A 23,376-nucleotide genomic window follows, 5' to 3' on the forward strand; every position below is an offset into this window, starting at 1 on the left:
ACGCCGGATTAAACCCCTGCGTATTTCGTTGGTCCCAATCCAAGAGTGCTATCAAAGCGCCCGCTTTTTGCCATGCAGTGACTGGAGAATTGTGCAATGACGCGCCCTGCCAAACTGTTTACCTGGGTCTTCGCCAGCCTGTTTCTGGTGTTGACCGCGTTGGCCGTGTTCATCGCCACGTTCGACTGGAACCGAATCAAACCGATGCTCAGTGCCAGGGTTTCCGAAACCCTGAATCGACCGTTTGCAATCAATGGCAATCTGGCCGTTCGCTGGCAGCGTGATGCCGAGCTGGAGGGCTGGCATGCCTGGGTGCCCACCCCTCATGTCCTTGCCGAAGACCTGAGCCTGGGCAATCCGGACTGGTTGGCGGGTACTGAAATGATCGGCCTCAAGCGTGTCGAATTTCGTCTGTCGTTGTTGCCACTGCTGGTACGCCAGGTGGTCATCCCGCGTATTGACCTGAAGCAGCCGACCGCCAGCCTCAAGCGCTTGGCCAACGGGCGCGCGAACTGGACCTTTGAGCGGGCCAACAAGGTCGAGCAGGACGAGCCTTCTGCGTGGACGCTGGAGATCGGGACCATCGGCTTCGACAAGGGGCAGGTACGCCTGGACGATCAGACCCTCAAGACTCAACTGAACCTGGTGATCGACCCACTGGGTAAGCCTATCCCTTTCAGTGACATCGTCGGTCAGGCGTCAGCGCAGAAGACCACCACCCAGGACTATGCATTCGGGTTCAAGGTCGAGGGCCTTTATCACGGCCAGCCATTGACCGGGCATGGCAAAGTCGGGGGGCTGCTGGCCCTTCAAGACGTGCGCCAGCCGTTTCCGCTGCAGGCGGATCTGCGTAGCGGCGACACCCATGTCACCCTTGCCGGCACATTGACTGATCCGCGTAACCTTGGCGCGCTTGACGTGCGTTTGCGTCTTGCCGGGGCGAGTCTGGCCAACCTGTACCCGTTGACCGGGGTGACCTTGCCCGATTCCCCCGGCTATTCAACCGACGGCCATTTGACCGCCAAGTTGCGTGAGCCGGGTGGTGCAGTGTTCCGTTATGAGGGCTTCAACGGCACGATCGGTGAGAGCGACATTCACGGTGATCTGACCTTTGTTGCCCATCAGCCACGGCCCAAGCTCAGTGGTGCGCTGGTGTCCAATCAGGTGCTGTTCAAGGACCTGGCACCGCTGATCGGTGCCGATTCCAATACCGCGCAGAAGGCCCGCGGCGGCGCCAGTGTGCAACCCGCCGGCAAGGTACTGCCAGTGGAGGCATTCCGTACCGAGCGCTGGCGGGCAATGGATGCCGACGTGAGCTTTAGCGGCAAGCGCATTGAACACGGTGCGAGGCTCCCTTTCAGCGACCTGTCGACCCACGTCCTGCTCGACGATGGCGTGTTGAGCCTTGAACCGCTGCGCTTTGGCATGGCCGGTGGCTCCCTGCGGCTCAAGGTGCATCTCGATGGCCGCACCGAGCCCATGCAAGGTAGCGCTCAGCTCAGTGCCCGCAACCTCCAGCTGAAAGCGTTGTTTCCGGGCTTCGAACCCCTGCAGACCAGTTTTGGTGAGCTGAACGGGGATGCTGACCTGAGCGGGCGCGGCAACTCGGTGGCGGCCCTGCTGGGCACTGCCAATGGTGAACTGAAGATGCTCATCAACGATGGTGCGATCAGCCGTGACTTGATGGAAATCGCCGGCCTCAACGTCGGCAACTATGTGATTGGCAAGTTGTTTGGCGACAAGGAAGTGAAGATCAACTGCGCCGCCGCCGATGTCGGGATCAAGGAGGGGCTGGCCACAAGCCGGTTGTTTGTCTTCGACACCGAGACTGCGATCATCAATATCGAGGGGACGGCCAACCTGGCCGAGGAGCAATTGGACCTGGACATCGACCCTCAGTCCAAGGGTGTGAGGTTGTTGTCGTTGCGCTCACCGCTGTATGTGCGCGGGCCCTTCGCCAAGCCGAGTGCCGGGGTGCAGGCCGTGCCGTTGATGCTGCGCGGTGCCGGTCTGGTCGCGCTGGGGGTGGCGGTTGCCCCGGCAGCTGGCTTGCTGGCGTTGGTCGCTCCCAGTGGTGATCAGCCCAACCAATGCACGCCTCTGCTGGCGCAGATGCAAGCGGGCAAGACTGACGAGATCACGTTTTCGGCCCCCTAGGGGACTCGATTGCGGTTGTCGTTGCCGGGGTTGTAATGTGGAAGCCTGTGCACAGATCAGGAGCCTGATGCGATGTCGCAACCGCTTGCCACGCGTTATCCACTGGTGCTGGTGCCGGGCATGTTTGGTTTTGTGCGCCTGCTGCTCTACCCCTACTGGTTTGGCATTGTTCCAGCGCTGCGCCAGGGGGGCGCCACCGTATTTGCAGTGCCCGTCTCGCCCCTGCATGCCAGTGAGGTCCAGGGTGAGCAACTGTTACAGCACATCGACGCGATTCGGCGCCAGACGGGTGCGGAAAAGGTCAACTTGCTGGGCCATAGCCAAGGCGCCCTGAGTGCGCGTTATGTGGCGGCCAAACGCCCGGAATGGGTGGCTTCGGTGACATCGATTGCCGGGCCCAATCACGGCTCGGAACTGGCCGATCACCTGCACGCGCGCTATCCCGTCGGCTCCGTCAGGGCGCGGCTGCTCAAGGTTACCCTGCACGTCTGCGGGGTGTTGATCGTATGGCTGGAAACCGGTTGGCGCGGTCCTCGGCTACCGATTGATGTACACGCCGCGCACCATTCACTGACCACGGCTGGCGTTGCACTGTTCAATCAGCAGTATCCCCAAGGGTTGCCGGACACCTGGGGCGGGCACGGGCCGTCCTCGGTAAATGGCGTGCGCTACTACTCCTGGTCCGGCACGCTGCAGCCAGGGTTCACCGATCAAGGCTTGAACCGCTTCGATGGCAGTAACCGTTTCTGCCGTCTGTTCGCCCGAGCCTTTGTGCGCGAGGCGGGGCAGTGTGACGGTATGGTCGGGCGCTACAGCTCGCACCTGGGCGAAGTCATTCGTGACGATTACCCGTTCGATCACCTGGACATCGTCAATCAGTCGCTCGGTGCAGTCGGCAAGGGTGCTGAACCCGTGCGGTTGTTCAGTGAGCATGCGGCGCGCCTGAAAGCGGCAGGGATGTAACTTCGGCCCTTGGCTGGACGCAAGCGTGTAAAAACCTTGTCTACACTCTCGGCGAGGCCGTGCGCAGGGTGCGGCGACAAGGAGACGACTCCATGAAAATGCTGCACGTGCCGTTGCTGGTGGTGGGTTTGTTGCTGTGTTCGCAAGGCTTTGCGGCCACGGCGCAACAGGAAAAAATGACGACTTGCAACGCCGAGGCGACTGCCAAGAGCCTCAAGGGCGATGAGCGCAAGGCGTTCATGAGCACCTGCCTCAAGGCGGCACCTGCTGCGCCCATGAGCCAGCAGGACAAAATGACGATGTGCAACAAAGTTGCCGGTGAAAAAGCGTTGAAAGGGGACGAGCGCAAGGCCTTCATGAGCGATTGCCTGAAGAAGAAATAACACTGGCTTTATCGGTTGATCCGCTACGCGCAGCCCCTTGAGGGCAAGGGTTTCAGGTGAGGTCCTGTGACAGGTCACTATGCCTGCCCGTCGAAGGCTGGCAGACTGCCGTCTTTGTGACCGTACCCGGACGAGGTTGTATGACGTTCACCCAGCGCCAAGTCACCCTGGCCAGTTGGATCATCGTGTTTTCCGGCCTGTTGCTGGTGTTGCCGCTCAAGCTGCTTCCCAGTCTTCTGGCCGGCTTGCTGGTGTTTGAGCTGGTCAACATGCTGACCCCGAAACTGCAGCACCTGATCGCGGGGCAGCGAGCACGTTGGCTCGCTGTCGCCTTGTTGGGAACCCTGGTGGTCAGCACCCTGACCCTGTTGTTTGCCGGGGCAATCAGTTTCCTCCTGCATGAGGCCGAGAACCCCGGCGCATCGCTGGACAAGTTCATGCTGCTGGTGGACCAGGCGCGTGGGCAGCTGCCGCCCTTTATCGATGCCTACCTGCCGGCCAGCGCCGCCGAATTCAAGGTGGCCATCGGCGAGTGGCTCAAAACCCACCTTGGCGAGCTGCAACTGGTGGGCAAGGGAGCGGCGCATATGTTCGTCACCCTGCTGATCGGGATGATCCTGGGGGCTATCGTGGCCCTGCAGAAGATTCCTGACATCTCCAAGCGCAAGCCGTTGGCCGCCGCGTTGTTCAACCGGCTGGCGCTGCTGGTGCAGGCGTTTCGCAACATCGTCTTCGCCCAGATCAAGATCTCCCTGCTCAATACCTTCTTCACCGGGATCTTCCTGGCCCTGGTGTTGCCGATGTTCGGTGTGCACCTGCCGCTGACCAAGACCTTGATCGTGCTGACCTTCCTGTTGGGGCTGTTGCCGGTCATTGGCAACCTGATATCCAACACCCTGATCACCATCGTGGGTCTGTCGCTGTCGATCTGGGTGGCCATGGCCGCACTGGGTTACCTGATCGTCATTCACAAGGTCGAGTACTTCCTCAACGCGCGGATTGTCGGCGGGCAGATCAGTGCCAAGTCGTGGGAGCTGCTGTTGGCTATGCTGGTGTTCGAGGCCGCGTTCGGCCTGCCCGGTGTGGTGGCTGGGCCGATTTACTACGCGTACCTGAAGAGTGAGCTGCGCCGGGCCGAACTGGTCTGATCGTCGTCATGGCAGGCATGTTGCCCGCGCCTACGGGGTGGTGACTCGCTCAAGCCGGTCGATCCCCTTACCGGCAAACAGCGAGAAGGGGCGACCGATGAAGGCGATGATGTTTTCGCAGTCTTCGCTCAGCCTGTACATGCGCCAATCTGGGCGCTGGTCCAGCCAGAGCCGATGCCTGCCGAGCCTGGCGTACTCCAGTGACAAGGTGAAACCGGCCGCTGGGTTTGCGTCCAGTATGACGGTTTCCTGCCAGGGCCTGACTTCGCCGCGCTCGATCTTTTGCCGCAACGAGGCGTCCTTGAACAGGAAATGTGCGGGAATTTCTGCAGGCGGGTAGCCCGTGTTCCGTGAGTAGCGCAGCAGTGCACGTTCCGGTGGGCTGCCGGGCAGTTGGGTGATCCCAAGCAATTTGAACGGCGCGGGGCCCGAGACATCCGCAGAGAAATGGCAGTCCATTTCGGTTTCCACTTCAGTACCGTTCAGGCGGGCTTGTCGACGCTCCGCCGCTGCGGCGCTGGCGTACATTTTCAGTTGCGGATCGAGCTTCAGCGTCAGGCCGATCGGTTGCGTGAAGTGGCTCAGCCGTTGCCGCTCCTGCGTACTCAAGCCAGCAGCTTCCTTGGCATCCGGCTCCAGCACCATGTCGACCTCCCAGGAGGTGGCTGCGCGTGCTTTTGGAATTTCCTCGAGCAACGCTTGCAGGGTCGCACGTTGTTCGGCGCCCAGCGAGTCGCTCACCTTCAGATGAATGACCCTGTTGTCGTTTTCGTCCAGCTCCAGATCGACCTGTTCAGGATCAATGCCACGGGCATTGATCGCGGTATAGAGCGAATTGAGATAGGTATCATTGACCGCTTTGTAGAGGTCGTGGCTGTGTACCGGCGTTTGAAAATGCAGGGTCAGGAATGTGTCCTTGCAGCCGGTCAGCGCCAGCGTGAAGGCAAGGATCAGTACGCGCATGTTCATCTTTCCGTTCCTTGTGAAGATCCCGTCCTTGGGCATTGATGTACGTGTGGCGCCTGTTAGCCGTAGCGCTTGCGTGCCTCGATCGCCAGGCCGCTGCCGATACTGCCGAAGATGTTGCCTTCGACATGGCGAGCATTGGGCAGCATCGCTGCCACGCTTTGGCGCAGCGCCGGGATGCCGCTGGAGCCGCCGGTGAAGAACACCGTATCGACCTGTTCGACACTGACACCGGCCTTGCCCAGCAGCTCATTGACACTGCCACGCACGCGCTCCAGCAGGTTTTCGATAGAGGCTTCGAACAGGGCGCGAGTGAGGTTCACGTCCAGCCCCGACTCGATTCGGCCAAGGTCAACGCGGCGGTTGTCGGCGTGGGTCAGCTCAATCTTGGTTTCTTCCACTTCCATGGCCAGCCAGTGCCCGGCGCGCTGTTCGATCAGCTTGAACAGGCGGTCGATGCCACCGGTGTCCTCGATGTCGTAGCGCATGCTGCCCAGGGCCAATTGGGACTTTTGCGAGTACACTGAGTTGATCGTGTGCCAAGTGGCCAGGTTCAGGTGATAGCTGGTAGGCATCAGCGCCTGGCTCTTCATGCGGCTGCCATAACCGAACAGCGGCATGACGCCTTGCAGGCTCAGTTGCTTGTCAAAGTCGGTACCGCCGATATGGACACCGCCGGTGGCGAGGATGTCGCTGTGCCGGTCATCGAGCATGTGCCGCTCCGGTGCCAGGCGCACCAGGGAGAAGTCCGAGGTACCACCGCCGATGTCGACGATCAGCACCAGCTCTTCACCGCTGATGCTCGACTCGTAGTCGAATGCAGCCGCGATGGGCTCGTACTGGAATGAGACTTCCTTGAAGCCGATCTTGCGGGCCACTTCGGCCAAGGTGTCTTCGGCTTCCTGGTCGGCCACCGGGTCGTCATCGACGAAATGCACCGGGCGGCCCAATACCACTTCGTCGAAGGCTCGGCCGGCGTTGGCCTCTGCACGCTTCTTCAGCTCGCCAATGAACATCCCCAGCAGGTCTTTGAACGGCAGGGCGGTGCCGAGTACGCTGGTGTCGTGCTTGATCAGCTTGGAGCCCAGCAGGCTCTTCAGCGAACGCATCAGGCGGCCTTCATAGCCTTCCAGGTACTCGTGCAGGGCCAGCCGACCATAAGCCGGGCGGCGTTCTTCAAGGTTGAAGAAAACGACCGACGGCAGGGTGATCTTGCCGTCCTCCAGAGCGATCAGCGACTCCACGCCAGGGCGATGCCAGCCGACGGTGGAGTTGGAGGTGCCGAAGTCGATGCCGCAGGCACGGGCCGGGGATGCGTGATTCATGGAATGCGGTTCCGGGGGAAAAACGGCCGCGCAGTTTATGCCAGCCACCGGCAGAATCAAGACCGAATATCTGTCCGGGAGCAAACCGCAGTGCGTCTTGAAAGGCTATGCTTGACCCCAATCTCTATAAGCAGTGATGCATTCGATAACTGATGGTGATTCCTTAGATGGACTTCAAAGACTATTACAAGATTTTGGGCGTAGAGCCGACAGCGGATGACAAGGCGATCAAGACCGCCTACCGCAAGCTTGCGCGCAAATATCACCCTGACGTCAGCAAGGAGCGTGACGCCGAGGAAAAATTCAAGGAGGCCAACGAGGCCTACGAGGCGCTCAGCAGCCCGGAAAAACGCGCCGAGTACGATGAGTTGCGCAAGTACGGTCAGCATGGTCGACCGTTCCAGGGGCCACCGGGTTGGGAAAGCCGTGGCGGTGCCGGGGCCGGTGGCGGTTTTGCCGGTGGCGACTTCTCCGAGTTTTTCAGCTCTATCTTCGGTGCTGGCGGGCGTGGCAACGGCAGCCCGTTTGGCCGTGGTCAGCAGCAACGCAGCGCTGGTCGGCGAGGGCAAGACGTGGAAATGGAACTGGCGATTTTCCTTGAAGAGTCCCTGGCCAGCGAGTCGAAGCAGATCAGCTTCAAGGTGCCGCAGTACAACGGCCATGGTCAGCGCACCGGTGACACCACCAAGACGCTGAACGTGAAAATTCCCGCCGGTGTCACCGACGGTGAGCGCATCCGCCTCAAGGGCCAGGGTGCGCCGGGTATTGGTGGTGGCGCAAGTGGCGACCTGTACCTGACCATCCGCATGGCACCGCACCCGCTGTTCGATGTCGAAGGCCATGACCTGATCATCACCGTGCCGCTGGCACCGTGGGAGGCGGCGCTGGGTACCAAGGTGGCCGTACCGACCCTGACCGGCAAGATCAACCTGACCATTCGTCCGGACAGCCAGAGCGGTCAGCGCCTGCGGGTCAAGGGCATGGGCCTGGCCAACAAGCAGGGCGAGCGTGGCGACCTCTATGCGCAGTTGAAGGTGGTGATGCCAAGCCAGTCCGATGCCGCCACCCGCGAACTGTGGACCAAACTGTCGGAGAAGGCCGGGTTCAATCCGAGAGCACAATGGAGTAGCTGATTATGAGCACCCTGATCGTTCAACTGGACATGCAGACCTTTTGTCAGGAAGCCGATCTACCGGCGGCCTATGTGATCGAAATAGTCGAACACGGCATTGTTGAACCGTCAGGGCGAACGCCTGAGGAATGGCTGTTCGACGAACAGGCGTCGGTCCTGGCCAGGCGCGCAGCGAAATTGCAGCGCGACCTTGACCTGGAGTGGGAGGGCGTAGCGCTGGCGCTGGAGCTGCTGGAGGAAGTGCAGCAGTTGCGCAGCGAAAACAGCATGCTCAGGCAGCGCCTGGGGCGCTTTTTAAAGGTCTGAGCTTGTGGCCCGGGCGTCGCGCCAGCCGTGTCGGCGCTTCGACGACGCAGGCTGCCGGTTACAGTAATTTGTAATACAAGGCTGTCGGTCGGTAGGTGCCGTCCGGCCCACAGGCATAGTCCGGGATTTCACCGGCACGGGTGTAGCCCTGGGACCGGTAAAACGCCTCTGCCTCCGAGCCCGCCTCGGTGTCCAGGTACAGCAGGCCGCGCCGTTCCTTGCGCGCCGTGTGCTCCAGCGCCTGCATCAACTGCTGGCCCAGCCCGCGTCGGCGAGCATTGCCATGCACCAACAACTTCTGCACTTCGGCACGGTTAAGGCCATTGGGCTTCTGGCACAAACCGAGTTGAACACTGCCCAGCACATCCTTGTCCTTGCTCACGACCCACAGCAGCAACTCACCCGTGGTCAGGCGTGCCTTGACCTCATCGAAGTAGTTGTTGGCCTGCTGGGCGTCGATATCCGCGAGAAAACCAACCGATGCGCCCTGACGAACCGCGTCAAGCAACAGCGCCACCAGGCCGTCGCGGTAATGCGCAAAACTTTCGTGGGTCACTCGGTGTAACTGGGCAGCGTTCATCAGCGGTCACTCCATGGGCTGTGCACCCGGGTTGAGGATCAATTGCATGAAGGTCAGGTCCAGCCAGCGGCCAAACTTCACGCCCACCTGAGGCATGTGTCCGTTCAGGGTGAAACCCAGGCGTTCATGCAGGTGAATCGACGCCTGGTTGCCGCTTTCGATAGCCGCCACCATCACATGTTTGCCGCTGGCCCGTGCACGTTCGATCAAGGCCTGCATCAAGGCCGGGCCGAGGCCTTTGCCACGTTGATCGGCGCGGATGTAGACCGAATGCTCGACCGTGTGGCGAAACCCCTCGAAAGGACGCCAGTCACCGAATGATGAGTAGCCTAGCACCTCACCGGCTGCGTCGACGGCCACCAGGATCGGGTACTGCTGTGTTTGGCGCGCCTCGTACCAGGCCTGGCGATTGTCCAGGTCGACCGGTTGTTCGTTCCAGATCGCCGTGGTGTTCAGCACGGCGTCGTTGTAGATATCACGGATGCCCGGCAGGTCGGCGTGAACGGCATCGCGGATCAGGTAGGTCATGGCAGGTTCTCAAGGCGTAAGGCAGGTGTTCAGGTTAAATGGTTACCAGCCCGCGTACACCCTCGGCCTCCATGTTTTTGCCGCGACCCTGCTGGACGATCTCGCCTCGAGACATCACCAGGTACTGATCGGCGAGTTCGGCGGCGAAGTCATAGAACTGCTCCACCAGCAGGATCGCCATGTCGCCACGCGCTGCCAGCGTGCGGATCACCGCACCGATTTCCTTGATCACCGAGGGCTGGATACCTTCGGTGGGCTCATCGAGGATCAACAGGCGAGGGCGGCTGGCCAGCGCCCGGCCAATCGCCAATTGCTGTTGTTGGCCACCGGAGAGGTCGCCGCCACGACGGTGTTTCATCTGTAGCAGTACCGGGAACAGCTCATAGATGAACGCCGGTACGCTTTTGGCCTCTTTGGCACTGAAGCGAGAGAGCCCCATCAACAGGTTTTCCTCCACGCTCAGGCGTGGAAAGATCTCGCGCCCCTGAGGCACGTAGGCAATCCCAGCCTCTACCCGTTGATGCGGCTTGAGTGCAGTGATGGGGTTATGCTCCCACTGCACCGTGCCCTCACGAACCGGCAGCAGGCCCATCAGGCAGCGCAGCAGGGTGGTCTTGCCGACACCGTTGCGGCCCAGCAGGCAGGTCACCTCACCAACCTTGGCCTCGAACGACAGGCCGCGCAGGATGTGGCTACCACCGTAGTATTGGTGAAGCGAATCGACTTTCAGCATGGCAATCTCCTAGCGGCCCAGATAGACCTCGATGACCCGGTCATCGGCCTGTACCTGTTCCAGTGAGCCTTCGGCCAGCACGCTGCCCTGGTGCAGTACCGTGACGTGGTCAGCAATGGCACCGACGAAGCCCATGTCGTGTTCGACCACCATCAGCGAGTGCTTGCCCGCCAGGCCCTTGAACAGCTCGGCGGTGAACTCGGTTTCCGCGTCGGTCATGCCTGCGACGGGCTCGTCGAGCAGCAGCAGTTGCGGGTCTTGCATCAGCAGCATGCCGATCTCCAGAAACTGTTTCTGACCATGGGAAAGCAGGCCCGCAGGGCGCAGGGCTGAGCCGTCGAGGCGGATGGTCTTGAGCACCTCGTCGATCCGGTCGCGCTGCTCTGCACGCAGGTGCGCGCCAAGGCAGGCCCAGACCGATTTGTCGTTCTTCTGCGCCAGCTCAAGGTTCTCGAACACGCTCAACGCCTCGAACACCGTTGGTTTCTGGAACTTGCGCCCGATGCCGGCCTGAGCGATTTGCACCTCGCTCATGCGGGTCAGGTCCAGGGTATCGCCGAACCAGGCGTTGCCGGTGTTGGGACGGGTCTTGCCGGTAATCACGTCCATCAAGGTGGTCTTGCCCGCCCCGTTGGGGCCAATGATGCAGCGCAACTCGCCGACGCCGATGTACAGGTTGAGGCTGTTGAGGGCCTTGAAGCCATCGAAACTGACGCTGATATCTTCCAGTGTCAGTACCGTGCCGTGGCGCACCTCCAGCCCTTCGCCGCGACGTTGGCCGAGGCCAATGGCATCACGCCCGCTGCCGGCGTCCAGGATGGGCTCGAGCATGAATTCCGGATGAACCACCGGCAGTGGTGTCGTTCTCATTGTTCGCCCCTTTTCTTCAGCAGGCCGACCACGCCCTTGGGCAGGTACAGGGTGACCAGAATGAACAGTGCCCCGAGGAAGAACAGCCAGAACTCCGGAAACGCCACGGTGAACCAGCTCTTCATGCCGTTGACCAGGCCGGCACCGAGCAGCGGCCCGATCAAGGTGCCGCGCCCGCCAAGGGCGACCCACACCGCTGCTTCGATGGAGTTGGTCGGTGACATTTCACTGGGATTGATGATGCCCACCTGTGGCACGTACAGGGCGCCGGCCAGGCCGCACAGCACGGCGCTGAGCACCCAGACGAAGAGTTTGAAACCACGAGGGTCGTAACCGCAGAACATCAAGCGGTTTTCAGCATCGCGCAGGGCGGTCAGAACCCGGCCGAACTTGCTGCGCGCCAGCCGCCAGCCGATGTAGAGGCTGGCCAGCAACAGCGCGACGGTCAGCAGAAACAGCACGGCGCGTGTGCCTTGGGCGGTGATATCGAAGCCCAGAATGCTGCGGAAACTGGTGAAGCCGTTGTTGCCGCCAAAGCCGGTCTCGTTGCGGAAAAACAGCAGCATCCCGGCGAACGTCAGGGCTTGGGTCATGATCGAGAAGTACACGCCCTTGATGCGCGAACGAAAAGCGAAGAAGCCGAACACCAGCGCCAGCAGCCCGGGTGCCAATACCACCAGGCACAGCGCCCAGGCGAAGTGCTGGGTGCCGGCCCAGTACCAGGGCAGTTCGCTCCAGGACAGGAAGGTCATGAAGGCCGGCAGGCTGTCACCGGCCGCTTCGCGCATCAGGTACATGCCCATAGCGTAACCGCCCAGGGCAAAAAACAGCCCGTGACCGAGGGAGAGCAGGCCGGCATAGCCCCAGACCAGGTCCAGCGCCAGGGCAACGATGGCATAGCAGAGGATTTTGCCGACCAGGGTCAGGGTGTAGGCCGATACCTGCAGGCTGTGGCCGTCGGGCAGCAGTGACAGTAGCGGCAGTGCCAGCAGGGTTAGCAGTACCGCAGCGCCGACGGCCAGCGAGAGGCGCGGCCCGGCTTTCTGTGTGGCGCGGATCAAGAGTGGCTGGTTCATCAGTCGATTACCCGTCCCTTGAGTGCAAAGAGGCCTTGCGGGCGTTTCTGGATGAACAGAATGATCAGCGCAAGGATCAGGATCTTGCCGAGTACCGCACCGATCTGCGGCTCCAGCAGTTTGTTGGCCACGCCCAGGCCGAAGGCCGCCCAGAGGCTGCCGGCAAGTTGCCCGACGCCGCCAAGCACCACCACCAGGAACGAGTCGATGATGTAGCTCTGGCCGAGGTCCGGGCCGACGTTACCGATCTGGCTCAGGGCTACGCCGCCGAGGCCGGCGATGCCCGAACCAAGGCCGAAGGCGAGCATGTCCACACGCCCGGTGGGTACGCCACAGCAGGCGGCCATGTTGCGGTTCTGCGTCACTGCCCGCACGTTCAGGCCAAGGCGTGTGCGGTTGAGCAGCAACCAGGTCAGCAGTACCACGAACAGGGCGAAGCCGATGATCACCAGGCGGCTGTACGGCAGCACCAGGTTAGGCAATACCTGCAGCCCGCCAGACAGCCAGGCCGGGTTGGCGACCTCGACGTTCTGCGCGCCGAACAGCAGGCGGATTGCCTGAATCAGCATCAGGCTGATGCCCCAGGTCGCGAGCAGGGTTTCCAGCGGGCGACCATACAAGTGACGAATCACCGTGCGCTCCAGCAGCATGCCGACCCCGGCACTGACGCAGAACGCCACCGGTAGCGCCAGCAACGGATAGAACGGTAGTGCCTCGGGCATCAGGCGTTGCACGAGTACCTGCACGACATAGGTCGAGTAGGCGCCAAGCATCAGCATCTCGCCGTGGGCCATGTTGATCACGCCCAACAGGCCGAAGGTAATCGCCAGGCCCAGCGCCGCCAGCAACAGGATCGAGCCGAGTGACAGCCCACTGAATGCCTGGCCGAGCAGTTCACCGATCAACAGCTTGCGCTTGACTTGGGCCAGGCTGGTTTCAGCGGCGGTGCGCACGGCTTCATGGGTTTCCACCGCTGGGTCAAGCAGGCTCTCCAGGCGGGTGCGGGCCATCGGGTCGCCGGTTTCGCCGAGCAGGCGTACAGCGGCCAGACGCACCGCCGGGTCGCTGGCGGCCAGTTGCAGGTTGGCCAAGGCCAGGCCGAGGGCCGCGTGCACGGCGCTGTCTGCTTCGCTGGCGAAACGGCGGTCGAGAAAGGCAACCTGGGCCGGCTGCGCGCTTTTCTGCAACTGTTGCGCGGCACTGAGCCGTACGCGGGGATCCTCGACCAGCAGTTGATGGCTGGCCAGTGCGTTATCCAGCAGACCGCGCAGACGGTTGTTCAGGCGCAACTTGCGGCTGTCGTCCGGGCTGATGCGGCCTTGCTGCAACGACGTGAGCAGCGCCAGCCGGGCCGGGTCGGGTTGTGCCGCCCACGCCTGCAGCAGGCGGGCCTGTTCGGTGGCGTTGGCAGCGACGAAATAGTCGGCATCGCCGGCCTCTGCGGCCAGAGGCAACAGCAAGGCGAGGCCGATGATCAAACGGTACACGGCAGTGAGCATAGTGATGTCTCTTGAGGAGGGCCTGCAGGCACCGGCTGTGCCAGTACCTGCAGGGAGGGACTACTCAGTTGCCCTTCACTGCATAGTCCGGGCGCTTGTCGTTGCCAGGGATAAAGGGGCTCCAGGGTTGCGCGCGCAGCGGTTGCTCGGTCTGCCAGACCACGTTGAACTGACCGTCGTCCTGGATCTCGCCGATCATGACCGGCTTGTGCAGGTGGTGGTTGCTCTTGTCCATGGTTAGGGTGAAGCCTGACGGTGCCTTGAAGGTCTGGCCGGCCAAGGCTTCGCGGACCTTGTCGACGTCGGTGGACTTGGCCTTTTCCACGGCCTGTGCCCACATGTGAATGCCAACGTAGGTGGCTTCCATCGGGTCATTGGTCACGGCCTTTTCGGCACCTGGCAGGTTCTTCGCTTTGGCATAGGCCTTCCAGTCGGCGACGAACTGGCTGTTCACCGGGTTTTCCACTGACTCGAAGTAGTTCCAGGCGGCCAGGTGCCCGACCAGCGGTTTGGTGTCGATGCCGCGCAGTTCTTCTTCGCCCACCGAGAAAGCCACGACCGGTACGTCGGTCGCTTTCAGGCCCTGGTTGGCCAGTTCCTTGTAGAACGGCACGTTGGAGTCGCCATTGACGGTGGAGATCACTGCGGTCTTGCCGCCTGCGGAGAACTTCTTGATGTTGGCGACGATGGTCTGGTAATCGCTGTGCCCGAACGGCGTGTAGACCTCTTCGATGTCCTTGTCGGCCACGCCCTTGCTGTGCAGGAAGGCGCGCAGAATCTTGTTGGTGGTGCGTGGGTAGACGTAATCGGTGCCAAGCAGGAAGTAGCGCTTGGCCGCGCCGCCTTCTTCACTCATCAGGTACTCCACCGCCGGAATGGCCTGCTGGTTCGGCGCTGCACCGGTGTAGAAGACGTTCGGTGACATTTCCTCGCCTTCATATTGCACGGGGTAGAACAGCAGGCCGTTGAGCTCCTCGAACACCGGCAGCACGGATTTGCGCGATACCGATGTCCAGCAGCCGAATACCACGGCGACCTTGTCCTGGGTCAGCAGTTGGCGGCTCTTCTCGGCGAACAGCGGCCAATTCGAGGCCGGGTCGACCACGACAGGTTCCAGCAACTTGCCATTGACCCCACCCTTGGCGTTGATCTGTTCGATGGTCATCAGCGCCATGTCCTTGAGCGACGTCTCGGAAATCGCCATGGTTCCCGACAGCGAATGCAGGATGCCGACCTTGATGGTCTCGGCGGCCTGGATACTCCAGCTCAAGCCCATCGCGGCGATGGATGCGCTCAGGGTAAAGGCCTTGATCAGACTGCGACGCTTCATAGTGCTCTCTCCATTGAATTCGATTGTTCTGTTTGGCAGATGGCGACTTCAGGAGAGAGCGTTAGCAAGCGCTGTGCCGACTTGTGTACAGGCTGGTGGGCTGCGTGTTTACAGGTTCAGGGGCAAATGGAATGCACTGTGATGACGCCCCGGTACGCTCGTTACGGGGGCGATTGCACAGGAATGGCTCATGGCTGGTATTGAGGCCGGAACTAAGTTGGGCTGGCCCGAGGTCAGGTTGCGGGTGCCAGGACGCGACGGCCCAGCCCTCGGTCCAGCAGCCATACCACCAGCATCGAGGCACCCACCAGCGGGAAGGCAATGCCCAGGCCGAGCATGATCACGGTGGCTGATTTCCAGCGCGGCAGGTCATGCCGCAGGGGCGGTACGCCCAGCCCGCCCTGAGGTCGGCGTTTCCACCAGATCACCAGCCCGCTGACCGAGCCCAGCAGGATCATCAGGCAGATCAGCAATACGATGAGCTGGTTGACCAGGCCAAACAATTTGCCCTCGTGCAACATCACCCCCAGCTCAGTGGCTCGGGCAACGCTGTTGTAATCCTGCCAGCGCACATCCACCAGCACCTTGCCGGTGTATTGGTCGACATGCAGGGTGGCGTCGTTACGCGGGTCGTCGGCGAACACGGCAATGGTGAAAACACCTTCGGCCGTGCTCGGCAGGGTGATGCTGTAGCCCGGTTCAACCTGGCGCGCAGTGGCGATGTCTTCGACCTGTTGCAGGCTTACCTGTGGCAACGCGGGCGCCGAGTTGGCGGCCATGTGACCGGCATGTTCAGCGTGCGCGCCGGATTGTGGCATTGGCGTGTTCTCCACGGCCCAAGGCACGGTCTGCCGGTTGGCGTTGTTGAGGGTGCGGGCCTGCTGGTCGGACTGCGGTACGTCGTTCCACATGGCCGCCGGAAAGCGGTTCCACAGGTCGGCGTATTGTTTGCCCCAGAAGCCGGTCCAGGTCATGCCACTGAGTAACATCAGCAACAGCAAGGCTGAGCCCCAAAAACCGCTGACGGCATGCAGGTCGCGCCAGAACAGACGCCCGCGTGCGCCCAGGCGCGGCCACAGCACGCCAGCCGAAGCTTTGCCGCGTGGCCACCACAGGTACAGCCCAGACACCACCAGGACGATGCCCCAGCCTGCGGCCAATTCAACCACGCGGTCACCGACCGTGCCGATCATCAGCTCGCCGTGTAGCGCACGGGCCACCGCTTGCAGGTTGCGCTTGGCATCCTGCGCGCCGAGTACAGTGCCGGTGTAGGGGTCGATGAATACATTCAGTTCTCGCCCGCCCTCATGCACCACGAATTGCGCACTGCGATCGGTCGCCGTGGCTGGCAGGTATTGCCCGACATGTCCCTGTGGGTAGGCGTGTTGTACGTATTGTTGCAGGGTGTCGGCGCTTTGCCGGTGATGGCCCGCCTCGACCACCATCAGGTCACGGTACATCAGCGGATCAAGCTGTGGCTTGAACAGATAGATGATCCCGGTGATGGCCAGCAGGATCATAATCGGAGCCACGAACAACCCAGCGTAGAAGTGCCAGCGCCAGGCCAGGTTGTAGAAAGACGGTTGTACTTTTTTCATTGCACGCTCCAGCGGTGTGGGCGCGGCTTTTCAGCCGCGCCCGGCTGCATCAGAAACTCAGGTCGACTTTGGTCCAGAACGTACGGCCTGGCTCGTTGATCGCTTGTGGGTCATTGGCCGGATAACCGAAGCCGGCGTTACCCGCCAGGTTCAGGTGTTCGGCGTAGGCTTTGTCGAACAGGTTGTCGACGCCTGTGCTGAGCTTGAGGTTCTTGTTCACGCGGTAAGCGCCGTTGAGCGAGAACACGCCGAAGCCCCCGCTCTTTTCATAGTCCTTGCCGACCACGTTGCCCTTGTTTTCATCAATGCGGTTCTGCGCCGCTACCACGCGCCACAGCGCGCCGGCACTCCAGTCATCGCGGCTGTAGGTCAGGCCCAGGCGGCTTTCCAACGGCGGCATTTGTGGCAGGGCCGCGCCATCGCTGCTGTTCTTGCCCCAGGCGTAGGCCAGGGAGGCATCGGCTTTCCAGTTGGAGGTCAGCTTGTAGGCGGCACCGAGTTCACCGCCCATGATCCGTGCATCGATGTTCTGGGCCTGGGAGCTGTTCTGGGTGTAGTCGAACAGGATGTAGTCGCGCACCTGGCCAACGTAACCGGAGGCCCAGGCCTCGACCACGTCGGTCTGGTACTGGATACCGAAGTCGAGCTGGGTGGTTTTCTCCGGTTTGATCGCGTCGAAGGCATTCACCGAGCCGTCAGGGCCGGATTTGGGCGAGAACAGTTCCCAGTAGTCCGGGAAGCGCTGGGCATGCCCGAGGCCGATGTAGGTGGTAGCCGGGATGGCCGCGAGGTCGTGCTCATAGCGTACAAAACCGCTGGGCAGGGTGTCGGCACGGGTGTCACCGTAGGTGGGGTTGGGCCGCGGCATCATGCCTGAGGTGGTCTTGCGATAGTCTTTGGCCGAGGCGCGGTCCAGGCGTGCGCCGGTGATCAGCCGATCCTGCTGGGTGGTTTCCCAGGTCAGTTCACCAAACACGCCGTAGTTGTGGAAGTCAGCATCTTTGCTCCACGGTTTGTCCTTGTGTGCATCGATGCCCATGCCGCCACGTTTGCGGTGTTCGTTGGTCTGCGCATCGATACCGCTGATCAGCGTCACATCGGCCCAGCGCCAGGTTGCCTTGATCCGCGCGCCCATGGTGCGGCGGTCGACGTTGCTGACCATCGGCCCGGCCATCATGCCGCTGGTGGGCGGTGTACGCAGGCTGTAGTTATCCATCACGTGATCGGCGTAGTTGTAGTAGACCTGCGCTTCGACCTTGTCGAGCACGTCGCCAAGGTTGGATTTCTCGAAGCGCAGGCCCAGGCTTTCGCGTTTGAACTGCGACCCGTCCATGCCTCGCCCGGCATACCGCGCTTCACCGTCGCCCTTGCCGGCGGTCAGCTCCAGCAGGGTGTCGGCGTCTGGCGTCCAGCCGAGGGCGACGTCGCCGTTCCACTTGTCCCAGCGGGACGGCACCGTATCGCCGTTACCATCCTCGTAGTCATCCGAGTGCGATTGGTTGCCGATGACACGTACATAGCCCAACTGGCCGCCTGCTGCAGCGTCCAGCACCTTGTCGAAGCGGCCGTTGGAGCCGGCCAGCACGCTGGCGTTGACCCGGCTGCCAAGTTCACCGAATTGCTCGGGCTCGCGCTCGAAAAGGATGGTTCCTGCTGATGCGCCCGGCCCCCAGAGGACGGTCTGCGGGCCTTTGATCACGGTCAGGCGGTCGTAGGTTTCCGGTGCGATGTAGGACGTCGGCGCATCCATGCGGCTTGGGCAAGCGCCGAGCATTACGCCGCCGTTGGTGAGGATGTTCAGGCGTGAACCAAACATGCCGCGCAGCACCGGGTCGCCGTTGGTGCCGCCTGCGCGAATGGCGGAGAAACCGGGGATGGTCTTCAGGTAGTCGGCACCGTCGCTGGCGGGTACGGGCTGGCGAGGGTCCTTGGGGTTGGTGACCACGGTAAGCGGTGAACTGGGCGCCACAGCGGTGATGACCGTGGGGCTCAGTTCGGCTGGGTCTTGAGTGTGGTTCTCATGGCCTTGCTCGGCGGCCAGGATGAACGGGCTGAGCAGGGAGCCACAGGCCACGGCGATAGTGCCGCGCAGGGACAGACGAAACATAGCGGTGCAGCCAGACATAATCATTCCAACGTTTTTCAGTCAAAGGCAGACGTCGACCTTCGGGCAGACGCCCGGGCCGAGTTCGATAACAAGTGGGTTCAGACTGAAAACGGGGTAGGCGGAGCGCGGGTTCGGGCGCCAGGGAAGATCGCTTGGCGGGCATGGCCTTGGCGAGGCTGGACGATCAGCCCTGTGCTGGCCGGTGTGACGGCGCTTTCCAGCAGGCTGTGCGTCTGGGGCAGGGCCGGGCAGTGGAAGAACAGGCTGCAGTAGCCGCACTTCTCCCACAGGACGTGCAGTGACGGTGAGGCCTTGTGTGCGCTGGTCGCCTGAGCACCCTCGTGACAGGCCATCTCCATGCCCATTTCCATGCCCGCAGGCATGGAGGCGCGATGATCCATCGGCATCGACTGAGAAATCAGTGGGCCGATGAAGATCATCAACATGGCGAACAGGCTCAGCCAGCTGCCGCGAGGTGATGCGGGCCGGATCTGGCGTTGGCGCAAGGTGCTCATCGCGGGGACGCGTCAGCGATCAATGGCTGTGGGCAGCCTCTTCGGGCGGCTGCTTCTGTACCGCGACCTCAACCGTGATATCGCCGGCCTTCTCGAAATGCAGCGTGAGTGGAAAGCGCTTGCCGTCGCGCAGCAGGCTGCGGTCCTTGGGTTGCATGAGCATGACGTGATAGGCGCCAGGGGCGAAGACCAGGTCGCTGCCGGCGGGAACGACGACGCTAGGCACCTGCTGCATCTTCATCAGGCCGTCCTTCATCAGGTGCTCGTGCAGCTCGGCATTGTCGCTGATGGGGGAGGCGACGCTGAGCAGGCGGTCGGCACTGTTGCCCTTGTTGTGAACAACGAAATAGGCCGCCACATTGGGCGCGTTGGGCGGTAGTTCTTGCGACCATGGGTGCGCGATGTGCAGATCGCCCTTGGTGTATTCATGGGCGTTGGCAAACGTCACCGGCAGCAGCAGGGCGGCCAGGGCAAAGGCTTTCAATAGCATGGTAGTTCTCCAGTCGATTCGGTTTCGCAACGGATAGCGTAGAGAATCAAACCAGAGGTGGGGCACGAGGATTGAGGGCGGGCCACAATTGCCGCGGTGTTGGCTGAAGCGTGCTGGACAGGGGTTGCGGTATGCCGAACGCCTGTTCGGGCAACAGCAGCTGCGGTGCCTGTGCCGGTAGCGCCAGCACGGGTGCCGATCCGGAGCAGCACCAGCAGTGCTGCATCACGGAATGATCGTCATTCGACGGCCCAGGCTCGGTCTGGCCCAGCGAAATCGCTACCATCTGCGTACCGCTGCCGGAGCAGAACGCCCCCCAGAGCAGTTGCTCGGCTTGCCCCTTCGGCGCGGCCGCGGACAACGGCATCGCCAGCATGTTCACCAATACGGCGATGCAGGCGATCCAGGCATAGGCAAGCCGTTGTCGTGGCATGGAAAGATCCGGTCAGGAATCGTGAGTGTTGGCCATTTAGCCAGAAGTGCCAGTATAAGTACAAAAGCCCGGGTGCGATGAAGTGCCGCAGGCTGAGCCTGCCGGACTGACCGGGCGTTTAACGCAGCGCCTCCAGCAATGCCTGTGTCGACCAGAACAGGCGGTCTGCCTCCGGCAATGCCGGGCGCTTGAGAATCAACACCGGCACCCCGCGCTCGCGCGCCACGTCCAGTTTGGGCTCGGTGGCGCTGCTGCCACTGTTCTTGCTGATCAGCACGTCGATCTGCCGACGCTCAAACAAGGCACGTTCGTCGTCGATGCGGAACGGCCCGCGTGCACCGATGATTTCGCAGCGGTCGTTGCCGGGGCAGCTCTCCAGTGCGCGCAGGGTCCAGAATTGCTGCGATGGTATCTCGTCCAGGTGCTGCAACGGCTCGCGGCCCAGGGTGAACAGCGGGCGCTGGAAGGGGGCCAGCGCCTGCATCAGTTCGCCCCAGTCGGCCACTTCACGCCAGTCATCTCCAGGTTGTGCTTGCCAGGACGTGCGACGCAGTGCCCAGCACGGGATGCCCACCTGCTTGGCCGCGAGAACCGCGTTGTGGCTGATTTGTGCGGCGTACGGGTGCGTGGCGTCGATCAGCAGGCGGATGCCTTCTGCCTGTAGGTACGCCGCCAGCCCTTGCGCGCCGCCGTACCCGCCAACACGTACCTGGCAGGGCAGGTCCTGCGGTACGCGCCCAACCCCCGCCAGGCTGTAGACGTGCTCGGGGCCCAGTTGACGTGCAATGGCCAAGGCTTCGGTGACGCCTCCGAGCAGCAGGATACGTGGGCTCATTGCACACCCGCCTGGCCGACAATGCCGCCTTGGCGGTCGATGGCGAAGACTTCCACCTGCACCTGGGGTGGGACGATGGTTTGCGCGAAGGCCCGGGCATGAGCGCAGACGGCATCGCCCAAGGCTACGCCCGCCGCGTGAGCCAGCGCCAGCGCCTGCTGGCTGGTGTTGGCCTGGATGATGGCCGCCTGTAGCTCGGCGTCGGCACCAATGGCAGCGGCCCACCCGGCCAACTGTGGCAGGTCGATACTGGAGTGGCGGCTGTGCAGGTCCATGTGCCCGGCGGCCAGCTTGCTGATCTTGCCGAACCCCCCGCAGATACTCAGCTTGTCCACAGGCACCTTGCGCAGGTGCTTGAGCACCGCACCGACGAAGTCGCCCATTTCGATCAGGGCGATTTCCGGCAAGTTGTAGTACTGGCGCATGGTGTCTTCACTGGCATTGCCGGTGCAGGCTGCGATGTGCAGGTAACCGTTGGTTCTGGCGACATCGATGCCTTGATGAATCGAGGCGATGTAGGCTGCGCAGGAAAACGGTCGGACGATGCCGCTGGTGCCGAGAATCGACAGCCCGCCGAGAATCCCCAGGCGTGGGTTCATGGTTTTCAAGGCGAGGTTTTCGCCATCGCGGACATTCACAGTCACTTCAAACCCTCCGGCGTAGGCGGCTTCCTCTGCCAGCCGTTGCAGGTGTTCAGTCATCATCTTCCGAGGCACAGGATTGATGGCTGGCTCGCCCACCGCCAGCACCAGCCCGGGGCGGGTCACGGTGCCGACGCCGCTGCCCGCGACAAACCGTACGCCCGGCTGTGCTTGCAGGCGAACGCGGCTGTAGAGCAGCGCACCGTGGGTGACATCCGGGTCGTCACCGGCATCCTTGAGGGTTCCCGCTTCGGCGCCATCGTCGAGCAAACGGCAGAACTCCAGGCGCATCTGCACGACCTTGCCCTTGGGCAGGGTGATCTGCACCGCATCACTGGCTTGCCCCGTCAGCAACAGGCGAGCCGCCGCCAGGCTGGTGGCTGTGGCGCAGCTACCGGTGGTCAGGCCACTGCGCAGTGGCGCGGGTTGTTCGGCCGTTTCGTCACGCATCGAGGGGTTTGACCAGATCGAGCAGGGTAATGGGGAGCGCCTGGCGCCACGTGTCGAACTCACCCAGCGGCTGCGCCTGGGCGATGTGAATACGGGTCAGTTCGCCGCCGTGGCGCTCACGCCAGTCGGCCAGGGTGGCCTCGCTTTGCAGGGTCACGGCGTTGGCGACCAGACGGCCCCCGGGGCGCAACTGATTCCAGCAGTGCTGCAGCACACCCTCACGGGTGACACCGCCGCCGATGAAGATCGCATCGGGCTGCTCCAGGCCTGCCAGCGCGTGCGGTGCGCGCCCACGGATCAGTTGCAGGCCGGGTACGCCGAGTGCATCGCGGTTGTGTTCGATCAGCTGTTGGCGGCCTTCGTCGGCCTCAATGGCCAGAGCCCGGCAACTGGGGTGCGCGCGCATCCATTCGATGCCGATGGAGCCGCTGCCGGCGCCAACGTCCCAGAGCAGTTCGCCAGGTTGCGGGGCGAGCCGGGCGAGGGTGATGGCGCGTACATCGCGCTTGGTGATCTGGCCATCATGACGAAAGGCGGAATCCGGCAGGCCGGCCAAGGGCGACAGGCGCGGCGCGTCGGGGTCGGCCTGGCAGTCGATGGCAACGACATTCAGTGCTGCGACGTCCGGGTTGGACCAGGTATTGGCATGCCCTTCGTGTTGGTGCTCCAGCGGGCCACCCAAGTGCTCCAGCACCACCATGCGGCTGGCGCCAAAGCCTCTGGCACGCAGCAGTTCGGCCAGCGCTGCAGGGCTGCTGGCGTCGTTGCTCAGCACCAGCAGGCGCTGACCGGTATAGAGGTGAGCGGCCACCGCGGCGACCGGGCGAGCGACGACCGAGAGGGTGACAACGTCTTGCAGCGCCCAGCCGAGCCGGGCCGCCGCCAGCGAACAGGAAGACGGTGCCGGTAGCACGGTCATTTCACTGGCCGCGACCTGGCGTGCCAGGCTGGCGCCCACGCCATACAGCATGGGGTCGCCACTGGCCAATACACACACCGCTTCACCGCGCAGCGCCAACAACGGCGTCAAGGAAAACGGGCTAGGCCAGGGCTCGCGTTCAGCGCCGATGCAGCGTGGCAGCAAGGCCAACTGCCGTGGGCTGCCAAACACCCGCGCAGCGCCGAGCAGCGCCCTGCGGGCTTGCTTGCCGAGGCCGTTGAAGCCGTCTTCGCCGATTCCTACCAGGGTGAGCCAGGGGGCCATGCCGCATCCTCTACACTGCCAATCCGACCAGCAGGCTTATCCTGCTGCCGGACAAAGCAGGCATAATACCGCGCCTTCCAACGACCAGCGCCTTTTGACGATTATCG

23 protein-coding genes are annotated in these 23,376 nt (G+C 62.5%); 6 read left to right on the forward strand and 17 right to left on the reverse strand.

The window, feature by feature from the left end; genetic code table 11:
* Positions 1-96 precede the first annotated feature (96 nt).
* The 4 genes from UIA24_RS04965 (at position 97) to UIA24_RS04980 (ending at position 4,651) form a co-directional block, all read left to right on the forward strand.
* Positions 97-2,157 (forward strand): AsmA family protein, encoded by a 2,061-nt coding sequence (locus UIA24_RS04965; RefSeq protein WP_330522312.1) that lies wholly within the window; start codon positions 97-99, stop codon positions 2,155-2,157.
* Between the two features lie 72 nt (positions 2,158-2,229).
* Positions 2,230-3,120 (forward strand): esterase/lipase family protein, encoded by an 891-nt coding sequence (locus UIA24_RS04970; protein ID WP_065757910.1) that lies wholly within the window; start codon positions 2,230-2,232, stop codon positions 3,118-3,120.
* A 92-nt stretch (positions 3,121-3,212) separates the two neighbouring features.
* Complete coding sequence (locus UIA24_RS04975; protein ID WP_065757911.1) at positions 3,213-3,503, forward strand: PsiF family protein; 291 nt, start codon at positions 3,213-3,215, stop codon at positions 3,501-3,503.
* Between the two features lie 140 nt (positions 3,504-3,643).
* On the forward strand, positions 3,644-4,651 hold the full coding sequence (locus tag UIA24_RS04980; RefSeq protein ID WP_065757912.1) for an AI-2E family transporter: 1,008 nt from the start codon (positions 3,644-3,646) through the stop codon (positions 4,649-4,651).
* 30 nt (positions 4,652-4,681) lie between these two features.
* Here the strand turns inward: UIA24_RS04980 and UIA24_RS04985 are convergent, their stop codons facing one another.
* On the reverse strand, positions 4,682-5,620 hold the full coding sequence (locus tag UIA24_RS04985; protein WP_330522313.1) for a hypothetical protein: 939 nt from the start codon (positions 5,618-5,620) through the stop codon (positions 4,682-4,684).
* A gap of 56 nt (positions 5,621-5,676) precedes the next feature.
* A complete protein-coding gene (locus UIA24_RS04990) occupies positions 5,677-6,942 on the reverse strand; it encodes an Hsp70 family protein (protein ID WP_330522314.1) in 1,266 nt (421 codons plus the stop codon).
* Positions 6,943-7,109: 167 nt separating this feature from the next.
* On the opposite strand from UIA24_RS04990, the gene cbpA reads away from it, so the two are divergent.
* Positions 7,110-8,075 carry a curved DNA-binding protein gene (cbpA, locus tag UIA24_RS04995; protein ID WP_065757915.1) on the forward strand — a complete coding sequence of 322 codons (966 nt, stop codon included), beginning with the start codon at positions 7,110-7,112 and terminating at the stop codon, positions 8,073-8,075.
* Entirely contained in the window at positions 8,075-8,380 is a 306-nt protein-coding gene (locus tag UIA24_RS05000; RefSeq protein WP_330522369.1) for a chaperone modulator CbpM, read from the forward strand. Before cbpA ends, UIA24_RS05000 begins: the two co-directional genes overlap by 1 nt.
* 58 nt (positions 8,381-8,438) lie before the next feature.
* Here the strand turns inward: UIA24_RS05000 and UIA24_RS05005 are convergent, their stop codons facing one another.
* The 15 genes from UIA24_RS05005 to cbiE form a co-directional block, all read right to left on the reverse strand.
* The gene (locus UIA24_RS05005) at positions 8,439-8,960 is read right to left on the reverse strand and encodes a GNAT family N-acetyltransferase (RefSeq protein WP_330522315.1); all 522 of its coding nucleotides are present in this window, start codon (positions 8,958-8,960) and stop codon (positions 8,439-8,441) included.
* Positions 8,961-8,966: 6 nt separating this feature from the next.
* Positions 8,967-9,488 (reverse strand): GNAT family N-acetyltransferase, encoded by a 522-nt coding sequence (locus tag UIA24_RS05010; RefSeq protein ID WP_330522316.1) that lies wholly within the window; start codon positions 9,486-9,488, stop codon positions 8,967-8,969.
* Positions 9,489-9,522: 34 nt separating this feature from the next.
* Positions 9,523-10,221 (reverse strand): urea ABC transporter ATP-binding subunit UrtE, encoded by a 699-nt coding sequence (gene urtE, locus UIA24_RS05015; RefSeq protein ID WP_065757919.1) that lies wholly within the window; start codon positions 10,219-10,221, stop codon positions 9,523-9,525.
* A 9-nt stretch (positions 10,222-10,230) separates the two neighbouring features.
* Positions 10,231-11,091: an urea ABC transporter ATP-binding protein UrtD gene (urtD, locus tag UIA24_RS05020; protein WP_065757920.1), complete on the reverse strand. Its 861-nt coding sequence runs from the start codon at positions 11,089-11,091 to the stop codon at positions 10,231-10,233.
* Positions 11,088-12,167, reverse strand: a complete 1,080-nt coding sequence (urtC, locus tag UIA24_RS05025; protein ID WP_330522317.1) for an urea ABC transporter permease subunit UrtC — start codon at positions 12,165-12,167, stop codon at positions 11,088-11,090. The genes urtD and urtC overlap by 4 nt, the downstream gene beginning before the upstream one ends.
* A complete protein-coding gene (gene urtB / locus UIA24_RS05030) occupies positions 12,167-13,666 on the reverse strand; it encodes an urea ABC transporter permease subunit UrtB (RefSeq protein ID WP_330522318.1) in 1,500 nt (499 codons plus the stop codon). Before urtB ends, urtC begins: the two co-directional genes overlap by 1 nt.
* A 64-nt stretch (positions 13,667-13,730) precedes the next feature.
* Entirely contained in the window at positions 13,731-14,996 is a 1,266-nt protein-coding gene (gene urtA / locus UIA24_RS05035) for an urea ABC transporter substrate-binding protein (RefSeq protein ID WP_330522319.1), read from the reverse strand.
* Between the two features lie 233 nt (positions 14,997-15,229).
* Positions 15,230-16,594 (reverse strand): PepSY-associated TM helix domain-containing protein, encoded by a 1,365-nt coding sequence (locus UIA24_RS05040; RefSeq protein ID WP_330522320.1) that lies wholly within the window; start codon positions 16,592-16,594, stop codon positions 15,230-15,232.
* A 49-nt stretch (positions 16,595-16,643) separates the two neighbouring features.
* Positions 16,644-18,719, reverse strand: coding sequence for a TonB-dependent copper receptor (locus tag UIA24_RS05045; RefSeq protein WP_330522321.1), 2,076 nt, complete (start codon positions 18,717-18,719; stop codon positions 16,644-16,646).
* 80 nt (positions 18,720-18,799) lie between these two features.
* A complete protein-coding gene (locus UIA24_RS05050; protein ID WP_330522322.1) occupies positions 18,800-19,216 on the reverse strand; it encodes a DUF2946 domain-containing protein in 417 nt (138 codons plus the stop codon).
* A 19-nt stretch (positions 19,217-19,235) separates the two neighbouring features.
* The gene (locus UIA24_RS05055) at positions 19,236-19,706 is read right to left on the reverse strand and encodes a copper chaperone PCu(A)C (protein ID WP_330522323.1); all 471 of its coding nucleotides are present in this window, start codon (positions 19,704-19,706) and stop codon (positions 19,236-19,238) included.
* A gap of 46 nt (positions 19,707-19,752) precedes the next feature.
* The gene (locus UIA24_RS05060) at positions 19,753-20,139 is read right to left on the reverse strand and encodes a DUF2946 domain-containing protein (RefSeq protein WP_330522324.1); all 387 of its coding nucleotides are present in this window, start codon (positions 20,137-20,139) and stop codon (positions 19,753-19,755) included.
* A gap of 118 nt (positions 20,140-20,257) precedes the next feature.
* On the reverse strand, positions 20,258-20,974 hold the full coding sequence (locus tag UIA24_RS05065) for a cobalt-precorrin-6A reductase (protein WP_330522325.1): 717 nt from the start codon (positions 20,972-20,974) through the stop codon (positions 20,258-20,260).
* Positions 20,971-22,065 carry a cobalt-precorrin-5B (C(1))-methyltransferase gene (locus UIA24_RS05070; RefSeq protein WP_065757930.1) on the reverse strand — a complete coding sequence of 365 codons (1,095 nt, stop codon included), beginning with the start codon at positions 22,063-22,065 and terminating at the stop codon, positions 20,971-20,973. Before UIA24_RS05070 ends, UIA24_RS05065 begins: the two co-directional genes overlap by 4 nt.
* Positions 22,058-23,269, reverse strand: a complete 1,212-nt coding sequence (cbiE, locus tag UIA24_RS05075) for a precorrin-6y C5,15-methyltransferase (decarboxylating) subunit CbiE (protein ID WP_330522326.1) — start codon at positions 23,267-23,269, stop codon at positions 22,058-22,060. Before cbiE ends, UIA24_RS05070 begins: the two co-directional genes overlap by 8 nt.
* Positions 23,270-23,376: the final 107 nt, after the last annotated feature.

Origin of the sequence: Pseudomonas sp. AL 58 (genome assembly GCF_036348395.1) — a bacterium.
GTDB lineage: Bacteria > Pseudomonadota > Gammaproteobacteria > Pseudomonadales > Pseudomonadaceae > Aquipseudomonas > Aquipseudomonas defluvii.

Bases quoted from the DNA above. Each gene is read 5' to 3' on its own strand.
- UIA24_RS05065 (WP_330522325.1), bottom strand. From the start codon at position 20,974: ATGAGCCCACGTATCCTGCTGCTCGGAGGCGTCACCGAAGCCTTGGCC.
- UIA24_RS05005 (WP_330522315.1), bottom strand. From the start codon at position 8,960: ATGAACGCTGCCCAGTTACACCGAGTGACCCACGAAAGTTTTGCGCAT.
- cbiE (WP_330522326.1), bottom strand. From the start codon at position 23,269: ATGGCCCCCTGGCTCACCCTGGTAGGAATCGGCGAAGACGGCTTCAAC.
- urtB (WP_330522318.1), bottom strand. From the start codon at position 13,666: ATGCTCACTGCCGTGTACCGTTTGATCATCGGCCTCGCCTTGCTGTTG.
- UIA24_RS05045 (WP_330522321.1), bottom strand. From the start codon at position 18,719: ATGTCTGGCTGCACCGCTATGTTTCGTCTGTCCCTGCGCGGCACTATC.
- urtC (WP_330522317.1), bottom strand. From the start codon at position 12,167: ATGAACCAGCCACTCTTGATCCGCGCCACACAGAAAGCCGGGCCGCGC.
- UIA24_RS04990 (WP_330522314.1), bottom strand. From the start codon at position 6,942: ATGAATCACGCATCCCCGGCCCGTGCCTGCGGCATCGACTTCGGCACC.
- cbpA (WP_065757915.1), top strand. From the start codon at position 7,110: ATGGACTTCAAAGACTATTACAAGATTTTGGGCGTAGAGCCGACAGCG.
- UIA24_RS04975 (WP_065757911.1), top strand. From the start codon at position 3,213: ATGAAAATGCTGCACGTGCCGTTGCTGGTGGTGGGTTTGTTGCTGTGT.
- UIA24_RS05055 (WP_330522323.1), bottom strand. From the start codon at position 19,706: ATGCTATTGAAAGCCTTTGCCCTGGCCGCCCTGCTGCTGCCGGTGACG.
- UIA24_RS05060 (WP_330522324.1), bottom strand. From the start codon at position 20,139: ATGCCACGACAACGGCTTGCCTATGCCTGGATCGCCTGCATCGCCGTA.
- UIA24_RS05050 (WP_330522322.1), bottom strand. From the start codon at position 19,216: ATGAGCACCTTGCGCCAACGCCAGATCCGGCCCGCATCACCTCGCGGC.
- UIA24_RS04980 (WP_065757912.1), top strand. From the start codon at position 3,644: ATGACGTTCACCCAGCGCCAAGTCACCCTGGCCAGTTGGATCATCGTG.
- UIA24_RS04985 (WP_330522313.1), bottom strand. From the start codon at position 5,620: ATGAACATGCGCGTACTGATCCTTGCCTTCACGCTGGCGCTGACCGGC.
- UIA24_RS04965 (WP_330522312.1), top strand. From the start codon at position 97: ATGACGCGCCCTGCCAAACTGTTTACCTGGGTCTTCGCCAGCCTGTTT.
- urtA (WP_330522319.1), bottom strand. From the start codon at position 14,996: ATGAAGCGTCGCAGTCTGATCAAGGCCTTTACCCTGAGCGCATCCATC.
- UIA24_RS04970 (WP_065757910.1), top strand. From the start codon at position 2,230: ATGTCGCAACCGCTTGCCACGCGTTATCCACTGGTGCTGGTGCCGGGC.
- urtD (WP_065757920.1), bottom strand. From the start codon at position 11,091: ATGAGAACGACACCACTGCCGGTGGTTCATCCGGAATTCATGCTCGAG.
- UIA24_RS05040 (WP_330522320.1), bottom strand. From the start codon at position 16,594: ATGAAAAAAGTACAACCGTCTTTCTACAACCTGGCCTGGCGCTGGCAC.
- UIA24_RS05010 (WP_330522316.1), bottom strand. From the start codon at position 9,488: ATGACCTACCTGATCCGCGATGCCGTTCACGCCGACCTGCCGGGCATC.
- UIA24_RS05070 (WP_065757930.1), bottom strand. From the start codon at position 22,065: ATGCGTGACGAAACGGCCGAACAACCCGCGCCACTGCGCAGTGGCCTG.
- urtE (WP_065757919.1), bottom strand. From the start codon at position 10,221: ATGCTGAAAGTCGATTCGCTTCACCAATACTACGGTGGTAGCCACATC.